Below are 22,206 nucleotides of genomic sequence, written 5' to 3'. Positions count from 1 at the left end.
ACGTCCGGCCCCCGCTTGGGACCGGACGCATAGAGACTATTCAGCAGGAACCGCGGCTGCGTCGCATGCGGAGGTATCGCAATCCGCCGTGGCAAGGCTGCGTTGGCCGGCGAGCACGATGACCAGCGCGATGGCGCCCGCCGCCACCGACACCAGGAACCCGCTCTGTGCGCCGAAGGCGTCCACCACCCATCCGGCGGCGAAGGAGCCGAGCGCCATGCCGATGCCTATGCCGGTCATGACCCAGGTGACGCCCTCGGTCAGCATCGCCTCCGGCACGCGCCGCTCGATCAGGCCGAATGCCGTGATGAAGGTCGGCGAGATCGCCACGCCGCTAACGAAGACGGCCAGTGCCAGAAGAGGCACCGTGTCGGCGACGAGCAGCGGCAGCGTGGTCAGCGCGATGATGGCGATCGCGATGGCAAGCTGAATTTGCAGCGGTGTTTTCAGGTTCAGGGCGCCGATGATGATGCCGACGACAAACGATCCGAGGGCGTAGACGCCGATGACGAGGCTGGCGGCGCCCGGCTGGCCGAGCTCCTTGGTGATCGCCACGGTGCTCACCTCCGTGGTTGCGAAGGTCGCGCCGATGAAGATCAGGGCCAAGGTGATGATTTGGACCGGCCGCAGGCGGATTGCCGAGCTGCGCGAACCAATTTCCACCGGTCGCACTCGCGGCTCGGTCGAGCGCTGCAGGATGAAGGCTGTCGAGCCGAAGGCGAGGAACAATGTGCTCGCCAACATTCCCGCTTCCGGGAAAAGGGCGACGCTCAGTCCCACCGATAGCGAAGCCCCGGCGATGTAGACCAGCTCGTCCGCCGCCGACTCGAAGGCGAACGCGGTGTTCATCTCGGGGCGATCTCGGAAGAGCTCTGTCCAGCGCGCGCGCACCATTGCGGGGATGCTGGGCATTGCGGCGGCCAGCAGCGCTGACACGAACAGTGTCCATATCGGCCAGTCCTGATTGGCCGCCGCAATCAGCACTACGAAAGCGAGCGCGGAAATGACAGTGGTGGGCATCACAATCCGCGCTTGGCCGAGGCGGTCCACCAGCCGCGATATCTGCGGCGCGACGAAAGCATTGGCCAGCGCATATGTCGCGGAGACGGCGCCGGCCAGCCAGTATTCGCCGTGCGTCTGCGACAGCATCGCGACGATCCCGATCGGAGCCATGGCCATCGGCATCCTGGCAACGAAGCCGGCTGCGGCGAAGCCCTTGGCTCCCCTTGCCTTGAAGATTTCGCGATAGGGATTGGGCATGAGAACACTCCTGGATTTTTGAGGCCGAGCCACTTATATACGTGGCGTATGCAAATCAGATAATGACATACGACGCGTATGTCAATTAATATACGAGACGTATGTGAAGGAATGAGCGAATGGGGCACAAACCACGCAAGGAGATGATCGCGGAGACCCGCGCCAAACTGGTCGCGGCGGCGCGCCATGCCTTTGGCACTGTCGGCTATGCCGAGGCGTCGATGGACGACTTCACCGCATCGGCCGGGCTGACGCGTGGCGCGCTTTATCATCACTTCGGCGATAAGAAGGGCCTTCTCCAGGCGGTCATCGCCGAGATCGACGCGGAAATGTTGGCCCGGCTGAAGATCGTTTCGGCCAGGGCGGACACTCTCTGGCAGGGCTTTGTCGACGAATGCACCGCTTATATCGAGATGGCGCTGGAGCCGGAGATCCAGCGTACTGTCCTTCGCGATGGACCGGCGGTGCTCGGCGATCCTTCGCAATGGCCGAGCCAGAACGAATGCATCCGCTCGATGAGCGAGAACCTTCAAAAGCTGAGGGACGAGGGAACCATCGTTGCCGTTGATCCCGAAGCCGCAGCAAGGTTGGTCAGTGGCGCCTCGCTACATGCCGCGCAGTGGATCGCAAATTCGGAGGATCCCGAAGCGACGTCGAAAAAGGCGGTGAAGGCCTTCAACGTGCTTCTGGAGGGATTGCTCAAGCAAGGCCGCAGGATTGACAGTCCGCAAGCACCGGCTGAGATTGACAAATCGCTGGCCTGAGTCTGTGTCGAGACCGTCGAAGGCCAGGTGCCCGACCCGAATGGGACCGGCCGAGGTGCTCTCGAACCTCACGCAACTCAAGGAGAGGGCGCTGGCCTCGCTCGGCCGTTCGCGCTGGCCCCAACTGCTAAACCCTGTTGAACGTCCGGCTTTGGTGGCGCCAAAACATGGTCAAAGCGGCCATGTGCGCCTATATCGGGGCCATGGTCACAAGGCTTTATACCCACCCGATCTTTCTCGAGCACGTAACGCCGCCCGGTCATCCGGAGCGGCCGGACCGCCTGCGCGCCATCGAACGCGTGCTCGACGACGAGGCTTTTGCGGCCCTTGATCGTGCCGAGGCGCCGGAAGGCGACGAGGCCACCATCCTCTACGCACACCCGCAGGAATTCGTCGAACGGGTCCGCGCAGCGATACCGGACACCGGTATCGCTCGCGTCGACGCCGACACCACCGCCAGCCCGAAAAGCTGGCAGGCGGCCGTGACGGCGATCGGCGCCGCCAATGCCGCCGTCGACGATGTCTTTCGGGGCAACGTCGCCAATGTCTTTGTCGCCGCCCGCCCGCCCGGCCACCACGCCGAAAAGACGACCTCCATGGGCTTCTGTCTGTTCAACACCGCGGCGATCGCGGCGCGCTACGCGCAAAGGCAGCACCAGGCCGAGCGCGTTGCCATCGTCGACTGGGACGTGCATCACGGCAATGGCACGCAGGATATTTTCTGGGACGATCCGTCGGTGCTCTATTGCTCGACGCACCAGATGCCGCTTTATCCCGGAACCGGGGCCGTGAGCGAAACCGGCGCCGGCAACATCGTCAACGCGCCGCTGGCGCCGCAGACCGGCAGCGAGGTTTTCCGCGACGCTTTCCTGTCGCGCATCTTGCCGGCGCTCGACAATTTCGCGCCCGACCTCATCATAATTTCCGCCGGCTTCGACGCGCATCACCGCGATCCGCTGGCCGAGATCAACTTGACCGAGGACGATTTCGACTGGGCAACCGGCCAGCTGATGCAGCGCGCCGGTCGTCACAGCGACAACCGGCTCGTCAGCCTGCTCGAGGGCGGCTACGATCTGCAGGGATTGGCATTTTCGGTCGCCGCCCATGTCGGGCGACTGATGAAAGGATAGAGAATGGCTGGTGAGAGCAACGAAGACGTCAAGGCAATGAGCTTCGAGCAGGCGCTCGACGCGCTGGAGAAAATCGTCGATGATCTGGAGCGCGGCGACGTGCCGCTCGATCAGTCGATCCGCATTTATGAGCGCGGTGAGGCACTGAAGGTACATTGCGATCGGCTGCTCAAGGCGGCCGAGGACAAGGTCGAAAAGATCAGGCTTTCGCGCGACGGCAAGCCTGTGGGGACAGAGCCGCTGGACGCGGAGTAATGCATGATCCCGAACCGAAGGTCCGCCTTAGCGAAAGTGGGAATCGGTTTTCGGACAAGATCATGCTCAAACAAGCATAAAAGCGAGACACGGAGGTCCAGAAAAGCGATGTGCAGAAACATCAAGACCCTGTTCAATTTTGATCCACCGGCGACGAATGAGGAAATCCGCGACGCGGCTCTTCAGTTCGTCCGCAAGCTGAGCGGATCGACGCGGCCCTCGAAGCGAAATCAGGACGCCTTCGATCATGCCGTCGATGCTATCGCTGCGTCGGCTCGCGAGCTTCTCGATTCTCTCGAAACCACGCACCATCCGCGCAGTCGCGAGGAAGTCGCGGCCAAGGCGCGCGCAAAAGCGGCGATCCGTTTCGCCTGATTTGATGGCAACCGTGCATTGCCGCTGACAAGGAGGTTTCGTGAGCTTCTTTCCCGGAAACGACCCTCTGCCCGGTGACGCCTTCGCCAGCGACCAGATCGAACTGATGGTTATTCCGAACGCCAAGGATATTGGCGGCTTTCAGGTTCGCCGTGCCTTGCCGACCGCCAGGCGCCGGCTGGTCGGTCCCTTCATCTTCTTCGATCGCATGGGCCCGGCGATTTTGCGGGCCGGCCAGGCGCTCGACGTCCGTCCGCATCCGCATATCGGCCTGTCGACGGTGACTTACCTGTTCGACGGCAAGATCAGGCATCGCGATTCGCTCGGCACCGAAATGGTAATCCAGCCCGGCGACGTGAATTTGATGACCGCCGGCCGCGGTATCGTCCATTCCGAGCGTACGCCACAGGAACTGCGCGGCGCGCCGATGTCGGTTTCCGGCCTGCAGACATGGCTGGCGCTGCCCGATGACAAGGAGGAGGTCGACCCGATCTTCGAGAATACGGCGGCCATGCGTCTGCCCGAGATCGACGCCGAAGGCGTCAGCGGACGCATCGTCATCGGCGCGTTTTCCGGACTGCGATCTCCGGTCGGGACCGCCTCCGACACGCTCTATGCCGATCTCAGCCTGACATCCGGCGCCAGCGTGAAAATCCCTGCCGATGCCGAGGAGCGCGCCGTCTATACGTTGGAAGGCGAGGTTTCGATATCCGGTGACCGCTTTGCGGCAGAGCGGCTGCTGGTGTTTCGGCCCGGCGACGAGATTGTCGTATCCTCGGAGGGTGGAGCGCATTTCATGCTGTTCGGCGGCGCCTCACTCGGCTCCAAGCGCTACATCTGGTGGAATTTCGTGTCATCGTCGAAGGAACGCATCGAACAGGCCAAAGAAGAGTGGAAGACAGGCCGCTTCGATATCGTTCCTGGGGATGAAGAAGAGTTCATTCCTCTGCCGGACAATTAGAGCGCCGCGCGCGGTTTTGGACACGCAAAGGAAACCTTAACACTTTGAATCTGGCCCGCGTCACTCACACGCATTTACATTCGCCGGCCAGCGGCCTATTTCGCACGTGAATAAAAAGCAGGCCCTACCACCAGTGAACGCAAAGCTCCATACGCCCCTTCTCGACAAGGTCCGCATCCCGGCCGACCTCAGGACGCTTGACGAACGTGATCTGCCGCAGTTGGCATTGGAGCTTCGCACCGAGTTGATCGACGCCGTGTCCCACACCGGCGGACATCTCGGTGCTGGCCTTGGCGTGGTCGAACTGACGGTCGCATTGCACTATGTCTTCAACACGCCAGACGACCGGCTGATCTGGGATGTCGGTCACCAGGCCTATCCGCACAAGATCCTGACCGGCCGCCGCGACCGTATCCGCACGCTGCGGCAAGAGGGCGGCCTGTCCGGCTTCACCCAGCGCGCCGAGAGCGAATACGATCCGTTCGGCGCCGCCCACTCCTCGACCTCCATTTCCGCCGGCCTCGGAATGGCAATGGCCCGCGATCTCTCCGGTGGCCGCAACAATGTCATCGCCGTTATCGGCGACGGCGCCATGTCGGCCGGCATGGCTTATGAGGCGATGAACAATGCCGGCGCGCTCGATGCCCGTCTGATCGTCATCCTCAACGACAACGACATGTCGATCGCTCCGCCGACCGGCGCAATGAGCGCCTATCTGGCCCGCCTGGCGTCGGGCAAGGCCTATCTGGGCTTGCGCGATTTCGGCAAGAAACTGACCTCCTATCTCGGCGAGCGCGCCGATCGCGCCATCAAGCGGGCGGTCGAGCATGCGCGCGGCTATGTCACCGGCGGCACGCTGTTCGAGGAAATGGGTTTTTATCACATCGGCCCGATCGACGGTCACAATCTCGAGCACCTGATCCCGGTGCTGAAGAACGTCCGCGACAATGCCGACGGTCCGGTGCTGATCCACGTCGTGACCCAGAAGGGCAAGGGCTATGGGCCGGCCGAGGCGGCCGCCGACAAATATCACGGCGTCAACAAATTCGACGTCATCACCGGCGCGCAGGCCAAGGCGCCGGCCAACGCGCCGAGCTACACGAAAGTCTTTGCCGAAAGCCTGATCCAGGAAGGCCGGGAAGATGATCGCATCGTCGCCATCACCGCCGCCATGCCGAACGGCACCGGCCTCGACCTCTTCGGCGAGGCGTTCCCGTCGAGGACCTTCGATGTCGGTATCGCCGAGCAACACGCGGTGACTTTTGCCGCCGGCCTTGCCACGGAAGGCTTCAAACCTTTCGCGGCGATCTATTCGACCTTCCTGCAGCGCGCCTACGACCAGGTCGTCCACGACGTGGCGATCCAGAAACTGCCGGTGCGCTTTCCGATCGATCGCGCCGGCTTCGTCGGTGCCGACGGGGCGACCCATTGCGGCGCCTTCGATACGACTTTTTTGGCGACGCTGCCCGGTTTCGTCGTCATGGCCGCGGCGGACGAGGCTGAACTGCGCCACATGGTGCGCACGGCGGCAAGCTATGATGAAGGCCCCATTGCCTTCCGCTACCCGCGCGGCAACGGCGTCGGCGTCGACTTGCCGGAGCGTGGCTCGGTTCTCGAAATCGGCAAGGGCCGTATCGTCAAGGAGGGCACCAAGGTTGCGCTGCTTTCCTTCGGCACGCGGCTGCAGGATTGCCTGGCTGCGGCCGAGGAGCTCGGCGCGGCAGGGCTTTCCACCACGGTCGCCGATGCTCGTTTCGCCAAGCCGCTCGACGAGGACCTGATCCGGCGGCTGGCGCGCTCGCATGAGGTGCTGGTAACGGTGGAAGAGGGCGCGGTCGGTGGCTTCGCCAGCCATGTGCTGCAATTCCTGGCCCATGAAGGGCTGCTGGAAAACGGCCTGAAGGTACGCCCGCTCGTGTTGCCCGACACTTTTGTCGATCACGCCAAGCCCGAAAAGATGTACGCCGACGCCGGGCTTGATGCCGCCGGTATCGTGCGCACCGTCTTCGTGGCGCTGGGACACACCGCCAGCGCGCAAAGCGCCTGAATCAAAGTCTCAACGGCTTGAATAAGCTTCCCGACGCGCGGTCGTAGCTGACTGTTTGCGTTGTCATTTGGCATTCGCCTACGGTGTCTCTGGTCTCGCGGCCAATCTTCTCAGAAGCAGAGTGAAATCCTGACGCTTGGTACCGCGTGTGAAGAGCAGAAATGGGTGGTTTCGTGCCGTTCGATTGTCGACTGGAAATGAGCGACCAGCGCCAGAAACGGACATTAGCGAAAGCGATTCCAGGGCAGCTGTGGAAGAGCGGACATTCGACATCCTCATATCAATTCATCAGCTTGGGCTCCGGGAATACCCACGTGCGATCTAAAATTTGCGTGCGCGGGTGATAGAGGCGGACCCAGTGACTCCAGCCTGGTGTAATCGAAATACAGTTGGCAATCTTTCCGTCGCAGCCAACGAACTGGATATCGACCGATCCATCCGCCCCGGGCGAGGCCCAAGTCCGCGCGGGAGCAAGCGAGAGGACACGAGTCCGACCGTGCGCTGCCGGAGGTCCTCGTTAGCTCGGGAATGCCTGTTGTGCTATCGTCCTAAAGTCTCTCGGGCCGCCGAGGGTCTCGCATGATCTTCCGTTCGAGGGAGAGAGCATCTGTGACGGAATTTGAAACGAAGCTGCAGTCGGTCGCCAAGCTTGCCGCGAAAGGCAGGGTTTCGCGTCGCGACTTTGTTCAGCTGGCCCTCGCCGCCGGCCTTACCGCCACGGCCGCCAATGCGATGTTCGTCCAGACGGTGCGCGCCGAGCCCAAGAAGGGCGGCACCTTGAAGATCGGCATCGGCGACGCCGCCGCCACCGATACACTGGACCCGGGTAGTACCAACGTCAACCCGTTCACCGGCACCGCGCTATTCGGAACCTTGTCGAACAGCCTGACCGAGATCGATTCCAAGGGCAATGTGGTCCCCGACCTCGCCGAGAGCTTTGAGCCGTCAGACGGCGCCAAGAAGTGGGTGTTCAAACTGAGGAAAGGAGCCACCTTTCACAATGGCAAGACGGTCACCGCCGACGATGTCGTGGCCTCGGTCAGGCATCACACCATCGAGGGCACGAGATCGGTGTTGAAATCGCTCTTGGCTTCGGTCAAGAACGTCGTCGCCGACGGTGCCGAGACGGTGGTGTTCGAACTCGACGGCGGCAATGCCGACTTCCCCTACATCATGTCGGACATCCCGGTAATGCCGGCGAAAGAGGGCGGCGTCGACTGGGAGTCGGGCATCCGCACCGGCCCCTATATGCTCGAGAAATTCGAGCCCGGCGTCATCGCAACCTTCAACAAGAACCCGAACTACTTCAAATCCGACAAGGGCTGGTTCGACCGTGTCGAATGCCTGGCGATCAATGATGTAACGGCGCGCACCAACGCGCTCAACACCGGCGAGGTCCACTACATGGATCGCTGCGATCTGAAGACGCTCGACATTCTGAGGCAGAACCCCGATCTCGTGATCTCGGAGACGACGGGCTACGGCCACTACGTCTATGTCATGAACGTCCAGAAGGCGCCCTTCGACAATCCCGATGTGCGCAATGCGATCAAGTACTCGCTCAATCGCGACGAGATCGTGCGGAAGGTGTTTCTCGGCCACGGCGCCGTCGGCAACGACAATCCGATCGCACCGACCGTCAAGTTCGCGATCGATCCGCAGCCGAAGCACGTCTACGACCCCGACATGGTCAAGAGCCTTCTCAAGAAGGCGGGGGCCGAGAACACCCAGTTCGACCTGTCGGTCGCGGATGCCGGGTTCACGGGTGCGACCGACTCGGCTCTCCTGTGGCAGGAGCATGCCCGGGCGGCCGGGCTCAACCTGAATGTGATCAGGAAGCCCAATGAAGGCTACTGGGACAATGTCTGGCTCAAGAAGCCGTTCTACGCCTCTTACTGGGCCGGCCGGCCGACGTGCGACTGGATGTTCACCACCGCCTATGCGGCGGAAGCGGTGTGGAACGAAACGTTGTGGAAAAATCCGCGCTTTAATGAGCTGCTCGTCGCCGCCCGCTCGGAGACCGACGATACCAAGCGTGCCGGCATGTATGCCGAAATGCAGCAATTGCTGCATGACGACGGCGGGCTCATTAATGTCGTCTTCAACTCCTATGTCGATGCCCACACCAAGGCTCTCGCCCATGGGGAGGTGGCGTCGAACTGGCCGATGGACGGGCTTAAGATCGCCGAACGCTGGTGGTTCGCCTAGGCCGACTACTCATAAACTGGGATGGCGGACTGGACGCGTCTAATGTCTCCTTGCCCCCAGCAGCAGCTCCGGAGCGGACATCGCAGCAGGTCCGAGTTGCCCACAAGCGGAAGTCCCTGGCGCGCGTCCAGGGTCGATCAATTGCCTCTGATTTTGGACAGCGCGTCCTTTGCGTGAATGCCAATTAGAGCTTCATTCTGGAGTGCCACGAGCGCAGGTATCGCAGCTCGTGCCGGAGGCCCGATCTTTCCCAGCGCCTCGATGGCATCCCGGCGGAGATATTCAACCTTAAGCGCTTCAACCAGAGCCGGAACGGCTTGTGCTGCCGCTGGTCCAAACCAGCCCAGTCGCTTTGCCGCATATTGCTGGGAAAAGGGATTGCCGGTCTCAAGCTCTGCTTCCAGGCTCGTAACGGTGATGGCCAGCGGCAGCGCAGCGATACGGAGACCATCATACAGGCGCTCCCGCACGCCTGCGTGTTCATAATCCCATTGGAACGAGAAGATATAGGTGTCGGGAAGATTTTCGAGCCCTTTCTGGTCTGCACCCGGTCGGAACTTCAGGAGCATTTGCCTGGCTTCTTCCCGGCGCCCGAGCTGCGCCAGCACGGAACTGAGTGGTAGAAAGAGCGCAGTTGCGTCTGGGTTTCGCCTGACGCCTTCTCCGAACACCTCAGCCGCTTGTTTCAGATCGCCCATTGCAAAAAGCGCCAATCCACGAGCGAGAACGTAGTGGCTTGGATAGGTCGGGTTGAGCCGCATGGCGGTCGCGACGAAATTCAGCGCCTCGGCAGGTTCGCCTGAGATCGTCAGCGCCCAAGCCGTTGCGATGTGTGCTTCGGGGTCGTTGGGATCCAATGCAACCGCTCGACCGGCATTCCTGCGTGCATCTTCGGCCAGACCTTGATAAACGTCCCGCAATGCCTCGACCGTATAAGACAGTGACGTTGGATATTTCTTGGCCAGCTCTACGTAATCGTGAGCTCCCCACCAGAAATATGGTTCGTCCCTACCGAGTTCTTTACCCCAGAGTGAGTCAACGACGCGGAAGTAGGCCAGCGCCAGGGCGGCATAAGCTCGCCCATACTCGGGATCAAGTTCGGTTGCTTTTTTCAAGGAAGTGATGGCGGCAGCTGTGTCCTTTGCGTTGTAACGGAGATAAAGGCTCCAACCCTTTTCGAAAGCTTCCTTGGCTGCAATGTTGTCCGGCTTGGCGCGGGCAATTTCCGTTTTTTCGGTGGTGGTGAGATTGACCTTCAACGCTTCGACGATCTTTGCGACAAAAACGTCCTGGACCGCAAAAATATCGGCGACGTTTCCATCGAACCTGTCCGCCCACACATGCCCGCCGGTGAGGGCATCGATGAGCTGCGCGTTGACTCGCACCTGCCCGCCGGCTCGCCGTACGCTCCCCTCGAGAACGTAACGCACGCCAAGTTCTTCGGCGACCTGGCTGATTTTTACCGGCTTGCCGCGGTAAACGAATGTCGAGTTTCGCGCGATCACGAAGAGGCCAGAAACCTTGGAAAGGTCGGTGATCAAGTCATCGGTCATGCCGTCGGCGAAGTGCTGCTGGCCGGCGTCGCTCGAGATGTTGGTGAATGGCAAGATAGCGATCGATGGCTTGTCAGGTAGCGGGAGCGCCATTCTTTCCCTGGAGGCCACCTCGACCGGCGGTCCTGAACCGTCCCCGACGACCTTCCAAAGTGCTACACCTCCGGCGATCAGGATCAGCGCCGTCGCCGCGACCGCCGGCCGGCGCCATTCGATATAGCGCTTGCGTTTTGTTGGAACTGTTCCGGATGCGGCGTGTGCCCGCGGGCCTACCCGATACAGACGAATAGGTTTTTCGATGTTCTTGAGCTTTTGTTCACCCAAGAATTCGAACTCAAAATCCAGCTTTCTCTCGACCTGATCGAATGCCGTTCCTGAAATAAGGACGCCCCCGGGTTCGGCCAATCCTTCCAGTCTCGCCGCGACGTTCACGCCGTCGCCATAGATATCCTGCCCTTCGACAATCACATCGCCAAGGTTTACGCCAATGCGGAATTCGAGTTGTTTTTCCTTCGGCAGTTCGGCGTTGCACTCCGCCATCGTCCGCTGGATTTCGACGGCGCAACCGACCGCGTCGACCACGCTGGAGAATTCTATCAGCGCGCCGTCGCCCATGAGCTTCACGATGCGCCCCTTATGAGCGGCGATCTTCGGATCGATCAGGTTCTCGCGGGTGCTCTTCAGGCGCGCGAGGGTATCCGCCTCATCGGCTTCCATAAGGCGGCTGTAGCCAACGATGTCAGCGGCAAGTATCGCCGCAAGCCTGCGCTCCATGGAGGTTTCCGGCGCTGGGCAACTGTTTCCATGATAATTGGGCAACTGTTTCCATGATAATAGAGTATCGCTTTGGAGCCTAGTCCTGCTCTGGTCGGCTTTGGGTCAGGAACGCTGGTTGGGGTGAGCGTCGGCCATCGGGCAGCGAAATGGGCTGATGAAGGTCGCGTTTGGGTCATAGGCGTGAATTCGGCCGGTCGCGAACGAACCTCCGCGAAGGGGTCATCTTCCGCCCTTCCGCACTGGTACTGAGTGTCAGATTTTTCCACTAGAACCACATATCGCGCACGCAGCGACCATCGCGCGGCAGGTCCTCGAACGTATGGAGACCATCGAAATGGTCGATTGGGAGGTCGGCGACGGTGTCTGGCGGCGCAAGCCTCACATTGACGGCGATCCGAGTGCGACCGGCGGCACTGGCGCGCAAACCACGCCAGGCCAGCACACAGGCGCATGTCGGACAGAACAGAAACTCGAGCGACGGGTCATCCTTTCCGGAGCGCGTATAAGCACTTGTCGGTCCCGCAAGACGGATGCGTTCGTCAACATAATCGTAAGCCCACAGCGCGCCATAGCGGCGGCAAAGCGTGCAATTGCAGGCAGTGATCGAGCCGGGGTCGCCCTCCAACGTCCAGTGGACCGCGCCACAATGGCAGGTTCCGGTCAGCATCCGTCCTCCTCACGTTCTGGCAGCAACACGAGCATACGTTCCCAACATTGTGCCGGACCTGGTGCGATATTCAACAGATTGTGGCGCAGCCTGATGCGCTCGCCGCTTTCGCAAGATGTTCGTTGTCTTCCCCAATATCCTTGCCTTCGTGACGGGCTTTCGCCATGAAGGCCGATGAACTCCCCTTTGCCAGCCAGCACACGCCAGCGGCTCGACGAACTTCTCGTCGCGCGCGGCCTGTTCCCCAGCCGCTCTCGCGCCCGCGACGCGATCGAGCGCGGTACTGTGACGGTTGACGGCGTCATCGCCCGCAAGCCCGGCCAGACCGTCCTGGCTGATTGCCTCATAGCCGTCGATGATCCGGCGCAGGGTTACGTGTCGCGTGCTGCGCTGAAGCTGATCGCCGGGCTCGATCATTTCGGTCTCGATCCAGCCGGCAGCGAAGCGCTCGACGTCGGCGCCTCGACCGGAGGCTTCACTCAAGTGCTGCTCGAACGCGGCGCGGCACATGTCACGGCGATCGATGTCGGGCATGGCCAGATACATCCGGATATCGCTGGCGATCCGCGTGTGACGGTGATCGAGGGATTGAACGCTCGTGATCTTTCCGCCGCCGATCTTGCCGATCGCATTCCGGATTTTATCGTCTCCGATGTCAGCTTCATCTCGTTGAAACTGGCGCTGCCGCCGGCGCTCGCCATTGCCAGGAGCGGCGCCAGAGCAATATTTCTGGTCAAGCCGCAATTCGAGGCGGGCCGCGAGGCGATCGGCAAGGGCGGCTTGCTGAAAGACCCATACGATGCCGCGCGGGTTGCCGGCCTGCTGCAGGATTGGCTCGACGGCGTCCCGGGCTGGCGCTCGCTGGGACTGCATCTGTCACCGATCGAAGGCGGCGACGGCAACCGCGAGTTCCTGCTCGCCGGGATCAAAGACGCCGGAGTCGAGAACAGGGGGATCGGAGGCCGATGAACGCGCGCTTCACGATCACAAGGCTGGGCTCCCAGGCCGACGGCGTCGCCGAGACCGAAACCGGCGAGCTTTTCATTCCGTTCACGCTGCCCGGTGAAACCGTCACCGCCGCGCGCGAAAAGGACCGTGCCACGCTGATGTCGGTGCTTGATGCTTCGCGGCTTCGCATCGACCCTGCCTGTCGGCATTTCACCGAATGCGGCGGCTGCGCCATCCAGCATCTTGAGGCCGAAGCTTATCATCGGTGGAAGCGCGACAAGGTTGCGCATGCGCTCAACAGCAAGGGTATCACTTGCGACATTGACGCGCTGGTGCCATGCGCGCCGCAGACGCGTCGGCGCGTCGTGTTCACCGCCCGACGGGGCGAGGCCGGCATGCTGCTCGGCTTCGTTCGCGCGCTGTCGTCCGAAATCATTTCCATCGAGGAATGCCCGATCTCGCTGCCCGAGATCGTCGCAAAGCTCGACCGTCTGACAGCACTCGCCGAATTGGTTTGCGCAACGACGAAATCGTTCCGCATGACGGTCACGGCGACGGGTTCCGGCCTCGATGTCGCGGTTCACGAGTCCGGCAAGCTTGGTGAGAACCAGCGCCGCGTCGCCTCCAACTTCGTTATTGCTCAGGGGCTGGCCAGGCTTTCGATCGATGGTGAGATCATCATCGAGCCAAAGAAGCCGGTTGTCATGTTCGGCGACATCGCCGTCGCGGTGCCGCCGGGCGCCTTCCTGCAGGCCACCGAAGCCGCCGAGCAGACGATGGCCGACATCGTGGGCCGGCACCTCGCGCGCGCCAAAAAAGTCGCCGATCTCTTCGCCGGCTGCGGCAGCTTTGCGCTACGCCTCGCCGCCAACTCGGAAGTCCATGCGGTGGAGGGTGACGCGGCAGCGCTTTCGGCGCTCGACCGGGCGTTTCGTTTCGCCAGCGGTCTGAAGCGCGTGACCAGCGAACGCCGCGACCTGTTTCGGCGGCCGCTCACATTCAAGGAGTTGAATGCCTTCGATGGCATTGTGTTCGATCCGCCCCGCGCCGGCGCCGAGGACCAGTCGAAGCAGATTGCCCGTTCCGACGTGCCGCTGGTCGCCGCGGTTTCCTGCAATCCGGTGACGCTGGCGCGGGACCTGCGCATCCTGATCGACGGCGGCTACGCCCTGAAAAGCGTAACGCCGATCGACCAGTTCCTGTGGTCGCCGCATGTCGAGGCCGTCGCGCTATTGGAGAAGCCGAGGAGAAGGCGGTAAGAGGTATCCATTTGTTGAGCTTGAATTTCGCGTAAAATGAGCATACTTTGATCGTATTCTGTTCAAAATGTGCTAGGAACCTGTTATGAATACCGCAGCCCTCGACATTCGAGCATCGCGCTTTGGCGAGGAACGGACGCCATTTCTTTCGGCAAGACGGGTGGCTGAACTGCTGGGCGTCAATCTGACCGAACTGGCGGGCCTGATCGGCGTCGCGCGCAACACGCTTGCCGCCAAGACCGGCGCGCGCAAGGTCGACGCCGCATTGAGCCCGATTGTCCGTATCCTGGCGATGGCAGGCGAGATGGCCGGCGATGAACAGCGTGCGGCGATCTGGTTCAAGCATCAGCCAATCCCCGGCTGGGCGGGAAAGACCGCCTACGATCTCGTTCGAGAGGGCAAAACGGACAAGGTGCTTGCCTATCTGGAGGCAGTCCGCTCCGGCATCTATGCCTGAAAGCAGACTGAGCCTATGGCGTGCCTTCGTGCCGCGTTGGGCGCATCTGCCGCTTTCCGGCGAAGGAGCGGCCCGCTTTGGCGGTCGCTGGAATCCGGTGGGCACCCCGGCGATCTATGCCGCGCGGGAATTGTCCACTGCTTGGGCGGAGTACAATCAGGGCTTTGTCCAGCATCCGGCGCTGATTGCGCAGCTCGAACTTTCAGGCGCGCGGCTGGCCGACCTGACGGACGCTGACGTGCTGACCAAGTTCGGCGTCACGGCAGACATTCACCGATGTGAATGGCGCGACATCATGGATCAAGGCCTGGTGCCTGACACGCACACGCTGAGAGATCGCCTGATTGCCGATAGGCAGCACGGTGTGATCTACCCGTCCTTCATGTCGCCGGGCGGCACTTGCGTCGCCCTCTGGCGATGGAACGAGAGCAACGCACCCCGTCTGAAGATCATCGATCCCGACCATCGCTTGCCGAAAACGCCGGCTTCATGGCTTTAGCGTAGTTCGAACTGGCCGCGCCGCCGCGAGCACACCTACGTCCATTTCTTTCAGCGTCTTCGGCCTGCCGCTATGCGGCAGGGACCCGAACACGTCCTCCGGCCGCGTGGCGGTAAACGCCGACACAGGCTTTAGCAGCACGCCTCCGGGGTGTCCTCGACCAGAAGGCGTGTGCCGGCCCCCCATTGCCTCCGCTCGCGGATCGCGCTGGGCAGGGTGACCTGCCCCTTGGTCGAGACAGTGGTCATGAGCCTTTCCGGGTTAGCCATAGGCGCATCCTCTGAATGTAAGACAAAACCAGCCGGCAGCTTCTATCAAACCCGCGTTCCACCGACCGTCATCTGGTTCATCCTGAGATGCGGCTGGCCGACGCCGACCGGCACGCCCTGGCCGGCCTTGCCGCACATGCCGATGCCGGTATCAAGCTTCATGTCGTTGCCGATCATCGAAACCCGATGCATGGCATCCGGCCCATTGCCGATCAGCATGGCGCCCTTGATCGGCTGCGTCACCTTGCCGTTCTCGATCATGTAGGCCTCCGTGCAGCCGAACACGAATTTGCCCGAGGTGATATCGACCTGGCCGCCGCCGAAGGAGACGGCATAGATGCCGTTCTTGACCGAGGCGATGATTTCGTCCGGCTCCATGTCGCCTGAAGTCATGTAGGTGTTGGTCATACGCGGCATCGGCTGGTGCGCATAGCCTTCGCGCCGTCCGTTGCCGGTCGCGTTCATGCCCATCAGCCGGGCGTTCTGGCGGTCTTGCATGTAGCCGACAAGCTTGCCGTCATCGATCAGCACGTTGCGGGCCGACGGCGTGCCTTCGTCATCGACTGTTAGCGAGCCACGCCGCTCGGCCATGGTGCCGTCGTCGACGACGGTGACGCCCTTAGCGGCCACCTGCTGGCCCATCAGCCCGGCGAAGGCCGATGTCTTCTTGCGGTTGAAGTCGCCTTCCAGCCCGTGGCCGACGGCCTCGTGCAGCATGACGCCCGGCCAGCCGCTGGACAGCACGATGTCGAAGGTGCCGGCCGGGGCCGGGATGGCCTCGAGGTTGACCAGCGCTTGCCGCAGCGCTTCCTTGGCGGCGTGCTTCCAGCTCTCCTCGACCAGGAATTCGCCAAAGCCTTTGCGTCCGCCCATGCCGTAGGAGCCGCTCTCCTGGCGGTCGCCATTGCCGACCACCACCGACACGTTGATCCTGACTAGCGGGCGGATGTCGCGCACCATCTGGCCGTCGGCGCGCACGATCTCGACATGCTGCCAGGAGGCGGCGAGCGACGCCGTCACCTGTCGCACGTGCGGATCCTCGGCTCGCAGCCACGCATCGATTTCCTGAAGGAGTTTGGCCTTGGCCTCGAAGGAGGGCGAGGGGATCGGGTTCTCGTCGCCATAGAGATGGCGGTTGGTGCGGGCGGGAGCCGCAGCAAGCGTGCCGGAATAGCCGCTCTTGACCGTCGAGACGGCGTCGGCCGCGCGCAGCAGCGATGCTTCGGAAAGATCGCTGGAATGCGCGTAGCCACTCGCTTCCCCGGCGACGGCGCGCAGGCCAAAGCCTTGGTCTGTGTTGAAATTGGCGGTCTTCAGCCGGCCATTGTCGAACATCAGCGCTTCGCTTTCGCTGTATTCGAGGAACAACTCGCCGTCGTCGGCGCCGTTGATGGTCTCGGCGACAATCTGCTTGATGCGATCGTCGGAAATGTCGAATTGGCCGATGAGGCTGTTCATGGCGCGGGCCCTTCAATAAGCAATTTACTGCATGTAGGCGCCAGGGCGCCGTTCGGCAATCTTCACGATGGAACGCTGCGATCCTAAGTCAAACGGCGTGCCATCACGATTTCGTCGATCTCCCGGCCTTCATGAAGAAAGCCGGCAGGTATGCAGCCTATTTCGTGAAAACCTTCTCGTTGATAAAACCGGATGGCCGCTAAATTTTCGGCGCTTACAGCCAACTCGACCTGCCTTATGCCCAATGCTCGGGCGTGATCGAGCAGCAGATTGAGCATCCCGACGGCGTATCCGCCGCCTCGCTCGCTGTCGCGCAAATAGACCATGATGACGCTCGCGCGGTGCGCCATCTTGCTGGCCCGCTGCCGCTTCAGGCCCATTATGCCGACAGGCTCCTCGCCGCGAAAGCTGACGACGACCGGGTTGTTCGTCAGGCGCCGCCGCCATTCCTCGTCGGGGAGATTCTCCCATTCCGCCGCGCTGCTGGCGAAGGCCTCGGGCGCAGCGCGCAAAGCCTCCAGGCGAATTCGCTTGAAGGTCTCGAAGTCGTCAGGATCGAGCAGTTTTAAAGTCAAACGTGCAGTCTCAAGGCAGGGCGGCGAAACCGTCGGCGAAACCCTTGAGCTCGACCGGAATGCCGATGCCTTCCTCCGGCGTCTGGAAGACGATGAAGGTGGCCGACGTTCCGGTCTTCAGCGTGTCGAGCAGCGGCTTTTCGAGAATGACCTCGGCATAGCAGCCGTCCTGGAAGCAGCGCACGAAATAGGCGCGGCCGATGTCCTTGCCGTCGACATTGAGGCCGAGTCCGTTGGGCAGCAGCACACCGAGCGGCGCCAGCACGCGCAGGATTTCGGCCTTGTTGTCGGCGGTGCGCAGCACGACGACGGAAAGCCCCATCTCGGGACGGTCCTCGGCGACGACGTTCTGCATCATCACGCATTGTTCTGATGTGGCGCCAGCCGGCGTGTCGCAGATGATCGACCATGCGCCATGCGTCGATCGCACCTTACCGCTTGGCTGCGCGGCATTGGCCTGGCCGATGCCAGACAGGCCAACGCCAGACAGGCCAACGCCAGACACGGCAGCAAGAAGGATGACCTTCGCCAAGCTTCTCGAAAGCCCAAGTCTCGAAAGCCCAAGTCCCCAAAGCCAAGAGTTCATGACGGCTCCATTGCGAATCACGGCACTTTAAGCCGCGCCAAGGGCAAGTAAAGGATGAGACCACTGCCGGCCTGCCTCGACCAAGGCAATTTGTGCGCTTTTCCGTGCCAAATTCGCCCGAATTGCGACCGCCCGGCGCATTTTGCCAAGGCACTCCGCCGCTCGGGCTTCCGCGATCCGCCACCGCCGCGGCCGCTGCCAAAATGCGCAGCCGCGCTTGCGCGCAAAAATGCCGCACGGTTTCCTCCGCTCCTTTCTTGCAGAGGCAAATAGAGTATGGTTTGAACCAGCCTCGGGACTGTCCGGGATTCCCGTCCCGGCGTTGTTCGATATTCTTGCGGTCCGATCGCGAGAAACTGGGAGATAATGACGGCAATGAGAAATTTCCTGGCAGGCGCCAAACTCCTAGCAAGCGCCAAACTCCTAGCAAGCGTTTGGGCTGCCGCCACACTGTTCACCGGTGCATCCGCCCATGCGGCCCAGCCTGCCCCGTGGGAGGTGACATTCCAGCCCGCCGCCACCGACATGATGCGGCAGATCGCCCGGTTCGAGCACTATACGCTGTGGTTCATCGTGCCGATCACGCTCTTCGTGCTCTTTCTTCTCGCCTATTGCATCTTGAAGTTCCGCGCGAGCGTCAACCCGATCCCGTCGCGCACTAGCCACAACACGCTGATCGAGGTGATCTGGACGGTTGGGCCGGTCGTCGTCCTGCTCATGCTCGCCATCCCCTCGTTCCAGCTTTTGACCGCGCAATACACACCGCCGGAGGAAGCCAAGTTGACCGTCAAGGCGACGGGAAACCAGTGGAACTGGGACTACGAATACCAGACCGAAAACACGCTTTCCTTCAATTCCGCGATCCTGGCGGATTCTGACCGCGCGGCGGCCGGTAAGGAGGACCGCGGCGCTTATCCGCGCCTGCTCGCCGTCGACAACGAGATGGTGGTGCCGGTCAACACCATGACCCGGGTGCTGGTGACGGCGGCGGACGTGATCCACGCCTTTGCCATGCCGTCCTTCGGCATCAAGACCGACGCGGTTCCGGGCCGCATCAACGAGGTCTGGTTCAAGGCGGAAAAGGAAGGCCTCTATTACGGCCAGTGTTCGGAGCTCTGCGGCAAGGACCACGCCTTCATGCCGATCGCGATCCGCGTCGTTTCCGACGCCCAGTACAAGACCTGGCTGGCGGCAGCCGGCACCGACCTTCCCGGCGCCAACAAGGCGCTGATGGCCGAGGTCGACGGCAAAGACAAGGTAGCGGCCGCCGGCAACTGATGCCGCGACCAGAAAAGATCAGGGAACGGAGCCGAACATGGCAGACGCTGCAGCTCACGACCACGACCACAAGCCGTATCATGGCTGGGTCCGGTGGGTGTATTCGACCAACCACAAGGATATCGGTACGCTCTATCTGATCTTCGCGATCATGGCGGGCTGCGTGGGCGGTGCCCTTTCGGTCGTCATGCGCATGGAACTGCAGGAGCCGGGGATCCAGATTTTCACCGGCCTGGCGCAGATGGTCTACGGCTTGAACGCCGACGCCGCGCTCGACGGCGGCAAGAGCATGTACAACGCCTTCACCACCGCCCATGCGCTGATCATGATCTTCTTCATGGTCATGCCGGCGCTGATCGGCGGCTTCGCCAACTGGATGGTGCCGATCATGATCGGTGCGCCCGACATGGCTTTCCCGCGCATGAACAACGTCTCGTTCTGGTTGCTGCCACCGGCTTTCATCCTGCTGATCATCTCGGCCTTCATGCCGAGCGCGCCTGGCGCCTACGGCGTCGGCGGCGGCTGGACGATCTATCCGCCGCTATCGACATCGGGCCAGCCGGGACCGGCGATGGATCTTGCGATCCTGTCGCTGCACATCGCCGGCGCCTCATCGATCCTCGGCGCCATCAATTTCATCACCACCATCTTCAACATGCGCGCGCCCGGCATGACGCTGCACAAGATGCCGCTGTTCGCCTGGTCGGTGCTGATCACCGCTTTCCTGCTGCTGTTGTCGCTTCCGGTTCTGGCCGGCGGCATCACCATGCTTTTGACCGATCGCAACTTCGGTACCACCTTCTTCGCGCCGGATGGCGGCGGCGACCCGATCCTGTTCCAGCACCTGTTCTGGTTCTTCGGGCACCCGGAAGTCTACATCCTGATCCTGCCGGGCTTCGGCATCGTCAGCCACATTGTCTCGACCTTCTCTAAGAAGCCCATCTTCGGCTATCTCGGCATGGCCTATGCCATGGTCGCAATCGGTGCGGTCGGCTTCATCGTCTGGGCGCACCACATGTACACGACCGGCCTGTCGCTCGACACGCAGCGCTATTTCGTCTTCGCCACCATGGTTATCGCGGTACCGACGGGCGTGAAGATATTCTCGTGGATCGCCACCATGTGGGGCGGGTCGATTTCGCTCAAGACCCCGATGCTGTGGGCGATTGGCTTCATCTTCCTGTTCACCGTCGGCGGCGTCACCGGCGTCCAGCTTGCCAATGCCGGTCTCGACCGCCCGCTGCACGACACCTACTACGTGGTCGCGCATTTCCACTATGTGCTGTCGCTGGGCGCGGTCTTTGCCATCTTCGCCGGCTGGTACTACTGGTTCCCGAAGATGACCGGCTACATGTACTCGCCTGTCATCGCCAACACCCACTTCTGGGTCACCTTCGTCGGCGTCAACCTCGTCTTCTTCCCGCAGCATTTCCTCGGCCTCTCCGGCATGCCGCGCCGCTACATCGACTATCCGGATGCGTTTGCCGGCTGGAACATGGTGTCGTCCTACGGCTCGTATATTTCGGCCGTCGGCGTGGTCATCTTCCTCTATGGCGTGTTCGAGGCCTTCCAGAAGAAGCGGGTGGCTGGCGCCAATCCATGGGGCGAGGGTGCGACGACGCTCGAATGGCTGTTGCCTTCGCCGCCGCCCTTCCACCAGTGGGAACAGCTGCCGAAGATCAAGTAGGCGGCTGCCTGGGCGAATACGGAACCGCCGGTCCGCCCCGGCGGTTTTGGCCAACGGAATGATGGACTTTAAGTACGCATGGCCCTTGTCGACGACACATTGACTGACGAACCGGGCTTTCGCATGTCGGAAGCGACGGCGGGCGATTTCTTCGCCCTGTTGAAGCCGCGCGTCATGTCGCTGGTGGTGTTCACCGCCTTTGTCGGCCTGGTCGCGGCACCTGTGACCATCAATCCGCTTCTGGCGGTGATCGCTATCCTGGCTATTGCCATTGGTGCTGGCGCATCCGGCGCGCTCAACATGTGGTATGACGCCGATATCGATGCAGTGATGACCAGGACCGCCGGCCGTCCGGTGCCGGCCGGCCGCATCCGGCCCGGCGAGGCGCTGAGTTTCGGCCTGGTGCTGTCGGTGCTGTCGGTGATGACGCTCGGCGTGCTGGTCAACTGGCTGTCGGCGACGCTGCTGGCCTTCACCATCTTCTTCTATGCGGTCGTCTACACGATGTGGCTGAAGCGCTGGACGCCGCAGAACATTGTCATCGGCGGTGCTGCCGGCGCCATTCCGCCGGTGATCGGCTGGGCCGCGGTGACCGGAACCGTCAGCCTGGAAAGCGTCGTCCTGTTCCTGATCATCTTCCTGTGGACGCCGCCGCATTTCTGGGCGCTCGCCCTTTTCAAGTCCGAGGACTATGCCAGGGCCGGCATCCCGATGATGCCGAATGTCGCCGGCCAGGCTTCGACCCGACGCCAGATCTTTGCCTACGCGCTGATCCTTGCACCGGTTGGCGTGCTGCCATGGACGCTCGGTTTCACCACCCCCGCCTATGGCGTCTTTGCGGTGCTGCTTGGCGCCGGCTTCGTCTGGTACGCGTGGAAGGTGCTGCAGATGGCGGACGACGACCATGTGATGAAGCCGGCCAAGGCATTGTTCGGCTACTCGCTGCTTTACCTCTTTGCCATTTTCGCCGTCTACCTTGCCGATTGCGTTGTCGGGCGCGTGCTAGCCATGGGTGGAGCATGACCATGGCCGACAAAAAGCTTGAACTCGTCACGCTGACGGAGCGCCAGCAGAAGGCCCAGCGCAACCGCTCGGTAGCCATCGGCCTAGCGCTGGCGGTGCTTGTCGTCATCTTCTATATCGCGACCGTCGTAAAGTTCGGTCACAACCTCACCGGAACGATGTGAGGCTCA

Annotated in this window: 21 protein-coding genes and 1 pseudogene; 15 read left to right on the top strand and 7 right to left on the bottom strand. The window is 62.0% G+C overall.

What is annotated here, in order from left to right:
* Positions 1 to 36 precede the first annotated feature (36 nt).
* Complete coding sequence (locus IHQ72_RS29595; protein WP_258119045.1) at positions 37 to 1,260, bottom strand: MFS transporter; 1,224 nt, start codon at positions 1,258 to 1,260, stop codon at positions 37 to 39.
* 119 nt (positions 1,261 to 1,379) lie between these two features.
* Between IHQ72_RS29595 and IHQ72_RS29590 the strand changes: the two genes are divergently transcribed.
* The 7 genes from IHQ72_RS29590 (at position 1,380) to IHQ72_RS29560 (ending at position 9,000) form a co-directional block, all read left to right on the top strand.
* Positions 1,380 to 2,024 carry a TetR/AcrR family transcriptional regulator gene (locus tag IHQ72_RS29590; RefSeq protein WP_258119044.1) on the top strand — a complete coding sequence of 215 codons (645 nt, stop codon included), beginning with the start codon at positions 1,380 to 1,382 and terminating at the stop codon, positions 2,022 to 2,024.
* A 203-nt stretch (positions 2,025 to 2,227) separates the two neighbouring features.
* On the top strand, positions 2,228 to 3,154 hold the full coding sequence (locus IHQ72_RS29585) for a histone deacetylase family protein (RefSeq protein ID WP_258123976.1): 927 nt from the start codon (positions 2,228 to 2,230) through the stop codon (positions 3,152 to 3,154).
* A 3-nt stretch (positions 3,155 to 3,157) separates the two neighbouring features.
* Positions 3,158 to 3,409, top strand: coding sequence for an exodeoxyribonuclease VII small subunit (locus IHQ72_RS29580; protein WP_258119043.1), 252 nt, complete (start codon positions 3,158 to 3,160; stop codon positions 3,407 to 3,409).
* Positions 3,410 to 3,517: 108 nt separating this feature from the next.
* Positions 3,518 to 3,784 carry a DUF2277 domain-containing protein gene (locus tag IHQ72_RS29575; RefSeq protein WP_123147057.1) on the top strand — a complete coding sequence of 89 codons (267 nt, stop codon included), beginning with the start codon at positions 3,518 to 3,520 and terminating at the stop codon, positions 3,782 to 3,784.
* A 40-nt stretch (positions 3,785 to 3,824) separates the two neighbouring features.
* Entirely contained in the window at positions 3,825 to 4,745 is a 921-nt protein-coding gene (locus tag IHQ72_RS29570; protein ID WP_258119041.1) for a pirin family protein, read from the top strand.
* A 133-nt stretch (positions 4,746 to 4,878) separates the two neighbouring features.
* Entirely contained in the window at positions 4,879 to 6,792 is a 1,914-nt protein-coding gene (gene dxs / locus IHQ72_RS29565; protein ID WP_258119040.1) for a 1-deoxy-D-xylulose-5-phosphate synthase, read from the top strand.
* Positions 6,793 to 7,401: 609 nt separating this feature from the next.
* Positions 7,402 to 9,000 carry an ABC transporter substrate-binding protein gene (locus IHQ72_RS29560; protein ID WP_258119039.1) on the top strand — a complete coding sequence of 533 codons (1,599 nt, stop codon included), beginning with the start codon at positions 7,402 to 7,404 and terminating at the stop codon, positions 8,998 to 9,000.
* A 137-nt stretch (positions 9,001 to 9,137) separates the two neighbouring features.
* Here the strand turns inward: IHQ72_RS29560 and IHQ72_RS29555 are convergent, their stop codons facing one another.
* Together IHQ72_RS29555 and IHQ72_RS29550 are read right to left on the bottom strand one after the other, a co-directional pair.
* On the bottom strand, positions 9,138 to 11,327 hold the full coding sequence (locus IHQ72_RS29555; RefSeq protein ID WP_258119038.1) for an adenylate/guanylate cyclase domain-containing protein: 2,190 nt from the start codon (positions 11,325 to 11,327) through the stop codon (positions 9,138 to 9,140).
* A 268-nt stretch (positions 11,328 to 11,595) separates the two neighbouring features.
* A complete protein-coding gene (locus IHQ72_RS29550; RefSeq protein ID WP_258119036.1) occupies positions 11,596 to 11,997 on the bottom strand; it encodes a GFA family protein in 402 nt (133 codons plus the stop codon).
* A gap of 174 nt (positions 11,998 to 12,171) precedes the next feature.
* Here IHQ72_RS29550 and IHQ72_RS29545 point away from each other — a divergent pair, with 174 nt between their 5' ends.
* The 4 genes from IHQ72_RS29545 to IHQ72_RS29530 all read left to right on the top strand — a co-directional run bounded on the left by IHQ72_RS29545 (position 12,172) and on the right by IHQ72_RS29530 (position 15,160).
* On the top strand, positions 12,172 to 12,966 hold the full coding sequence (locus IHQ72_RS29545) for a TlyA family RNA methyltransferase (protein WP_192360687.1): 795 nt from the start codon (positions 12,172 to 12,174) through the stop codon (positions 12,964 to 12,966).
* Positions 12,963 to 14,204 carry a class I SAM-dependent RNA methyltransferase gene (locus IHQ72_RS29540; RefSeq protein ID WP_258119034.1) on the top strand — a complete coding sequence of 414 codons (1,242 nt, stop codon included), beginning with the start codon at positions 12,963 to 12,965 and terminating at the stop codon, positions 14,202 to 14,204. The genes IHQ72_RS29545 and IHQ72_RS29540 overlap by 4 nt, the downstream gene beginning before the upstream one ends.
* An 85-nt stretch (positions 14,205 to 14,289) precedes the next feature.
* Positions 14,290 to 14,661, top strand: a complete 372-nt coding sequence (locus IHQ72_RS29535; protein WP_095492412.1) for an antitoxin Xre/MbcA/ParS toxin-binding domain-containing protein — start codon at positions 14,290 to 14,292, stop codon at positions 14,659 to 14,661.
* Complete coding sequence (locus IHQ72_RS29530; protein ID WP_258119032.1) at positions 14,654 to 15,160, top strand: RES family NAD+ phosphorylase; 507 nt, start codon at positions 14,654 to 14,656, stop codon at positions 15,158 to 15,160. The genes IHQ72_RS29535 and IHQ72_RS29530 overlap by 8 nt, the downstream gene beginning before the upstream one ends.
* On the opposite strand, the pseudogene IHQ72_RS29525 reads toward IHQ72_RS29530, so the two are convergent.
* From IHQ72_RS29525 to IHQ72_RS29510, 4 genes and pseudogenes are all read right to left on the bottom strand, one after another.
* Positions 15,149 to 15,429: pseudogene (locus IHQ72_RS29525) on the bottom strand (AbrB/MazE/SpoVT family DNA-binding domain-containing protein). The gene IHQ72_RS29530 and the pseudogene IHQ72_RS29525 overlap by 12 nt on opposite strands.
* A gap of 45 nt (positions 15,430 to 15,474) precedes the next feature.
* Positions 15,475 to 16,887, bottom strand: a complete 1,413-nt coding sequence (gene tldD / locus IHQ72_RS29520) for a metalloprotease TldD (RefSeq protein ID WP_258119031.1) — start codon at positions 16,885 to 16,887, stop codon at positions 15,475 to 15,477.
* Positions 16,888 to 16,970: 83 nt separating this feature from the next.
* On the bottom strand, positions 16,971 to 17,462 hold the full coding sequence (locus IHQ72_RS29515) for a GNAT family N-acetyltransferase (protein ID WP_258119030.1): 492 nt from the start codon (positions 17,460 to 17,462) through the stop codon (positions 16,971 to 16,973).
* 10 nt (positions 17,463 to 17,472) lie between these two features.
* A complete protein-coding gene (locus IHQ72_RS29510; protein ID WP_258119029.1) occupies positions 17,473 to 18,048 on the bottom strand; it encodes an invasion associated locus B family protein in 576 nt (191 codons plus the stop codon).
* A 375-nt stretch (positions 18,049 to 18,423) separates the two neighbouring features.
* Here IHQ72_RS29510 and coxB point away from each other — a divergent pair, with 375 nt between their 5' ends.
* The 4 genes from coxB (at position 18,424) to IHQ72_RS29490 (ending at position 22,200) form a co-directional block, all read left to right on the top strand.
* Positions 18,424 to 19,326, top strand: a complete 903-nt coding sequence (coxB, locus tag IHQ72_RS29505; protein WP_258119027.1) for a cytochrome c oxidase subunit II — start codon at positions 18,424 to 18,426, stop codon at positions 19,324 to 19,326.
* Between the two features lie 37 nt (positions 19,327 to 19,363).
* On the top strand, positions 19,364 to 21,013 hold the full coding sequence (gene ctaD / locus IHQ72_RS29500; protein WP_258119025.1) for a cytochrome c oxidase subunit I: 1,650 nt from the start codon (positions 19,364 to 19,366) through the stop codon (positions 21,011 to 21,013).
* 78 nt (positions 21,014 to 21,091) lie between these two features.
* Positions 21,092 to 22,036: a heme o synthase gene (locus IHQ72_RS29495; RefSeq protein WP_258119024.1), complete on the top strand. Its 945-nt coding sequence runs from the start codon at positions 21,092 to 21,094 to the stop codon at positions 22,034 to 22,036.
* Positions 22,033 to 22,200, top strand: coding sequence for a cytochrome c oxidase system small membrane protein (locus IHQ72_RS29490; protein WP_502572794.1), 168 nt, complete (start codon positions 22,033 to 22,035; stop codon positions 22,198 to 22,200). Before IHQ72_RS29495 ends, IHQ72_RS29490 begins: the two co-directional genes overlap by 4 nt.
* Positions 22,201 to 22,206: the final 6 nt, after the last annotated feature.

Origin of the sequence: Mesorhizobium onobrychidis (assembly GCF_024707545.1) — a bacterium.
Classification (GTDB): Bacteria; Pseudomonadota; Alphaproteobacteria; order Rhizobiales; family Rhizobiaceae; genus Mesorhizobium; species Mesorhizobium onobrychidis.
The sequence above is the reverse complement of the archived record's forward strand: the minus strand, read 5'-3'. Positions and strand labels throughout refer to the sequence as shown.

Coding starts and splice junctions, on each gene's coding strand:
- IHQ72_RS29490 (WP_502572794.1), top strand. CDS start 22,033: ATGACCATGGCCGACAAAAAGCTTGAACTCGTCACGCTGACGGAGCGC.
- ctaD (WP_258119025.1), top strand. CDS start 19,364: ATGGCAGACGCTGCAGCTCACGACCACGACCACAAGCCGTATCATGGC.
- IHQ72_RS29590 (WP_258119044.1), top strand. CDS start 1,380: ATGGGGCACAAACCACGCAAGGAGATGATCGCGGAGACCCGCGCCAAA.
- IHQ72_RS29510 (WP_258119029.1), bottom strand. CDS start 18,048: ATGAACTCTTGGCTTTGGGGACTTGGGCTTTCGAGACTTGGGCTTTCG.
- IHQ72_RS29530 (WP_258119032.1), top strand. CDS start 14,654: ATGCCTGAAAGCAGACTGAGCCTATGGCGTGCCTTCGTGCCGCGTTGG.
- IHQ72_RS29495 (WP_258119024.1), top strand. CDS start 21,092: ATGGCCCTTGTCGACGACACATTGACTGACGAACCGGGCTTTCGCATG.
- tldD (WP_258119031.1), bottom strand. CDS start 16,887: ATGAACAGCCTCATCGGCCAATTCGACATTTCCGACGATCGCATCAAG.
- IHQ72_RS29575 (WP_123147057.1), top strand. CDS start 3,518: ATGTGCAGAAACATCAAGACCCTGTTCAATTTTGATCCACCGGCGACG.
- IHQ72_RS29540 (WP_258119034.1), top strand. CDS start 12,963: ATGAACGCGCGCTTCACGATCACAAGGCTGGGCTCCCAGGCCGACGGC.
- IHQ72_RS29595 (WP_258119045.1), bottom strand. CDS start 1,260: ATGCCCAATCCCTATCGCGAAATCTTCAAGGCAAGGGGAGCCAAGGGC.
- IHQ72_RS29545 (WP_192360687.1), top strand. CDS start 12,172: ATGAACTCCCCTTTGCCAGCCAGCACACGCCAGCGGCTCGACGAACTT.
- IHQ72_RS29580 (WP_258119043.1), top strand. CDS start 3,158: ATGGCTGGTGAGAGCAACGAAGACGTCAAGGCAATGAGCTTCGAGCAG.
- IHQ72_RS29535 (WP_095492412.1), top strand. CDS start 14,290: ATGAATACCGCAGCCCTCGACATTCGAGCATCGCGCTTTGGCGAGGAA.
- IHQ72_RS29555 (WP_258119038.1), bottom strand. CDS start 11,327: ATGGAGCGCAGGCTTGCGGCGATACTTGCCGCTGACATCGTTGGCTAC.
- IHQ72_RS29550 (WP_258119036.1), bottom strand. CDS start 11,997: ATGCTGACCGGAACCTGCCATTGTGGCGCGGTCCACTGGACGTTGGAG.
- IHQ72_RS29585 (WP_258123976.1), top strand. CDS start 2,228: ATGGTCACAAGGCTTTATACCCACCCGATCTTTCTCGAGCACGTAACG.
- coxB (WP_258119027.1), top strand. CDS start 18,424: ATGAGAAATTTCCTGGCAGGCGCCAAACTCCTAGCAAGCGCCAAACTC.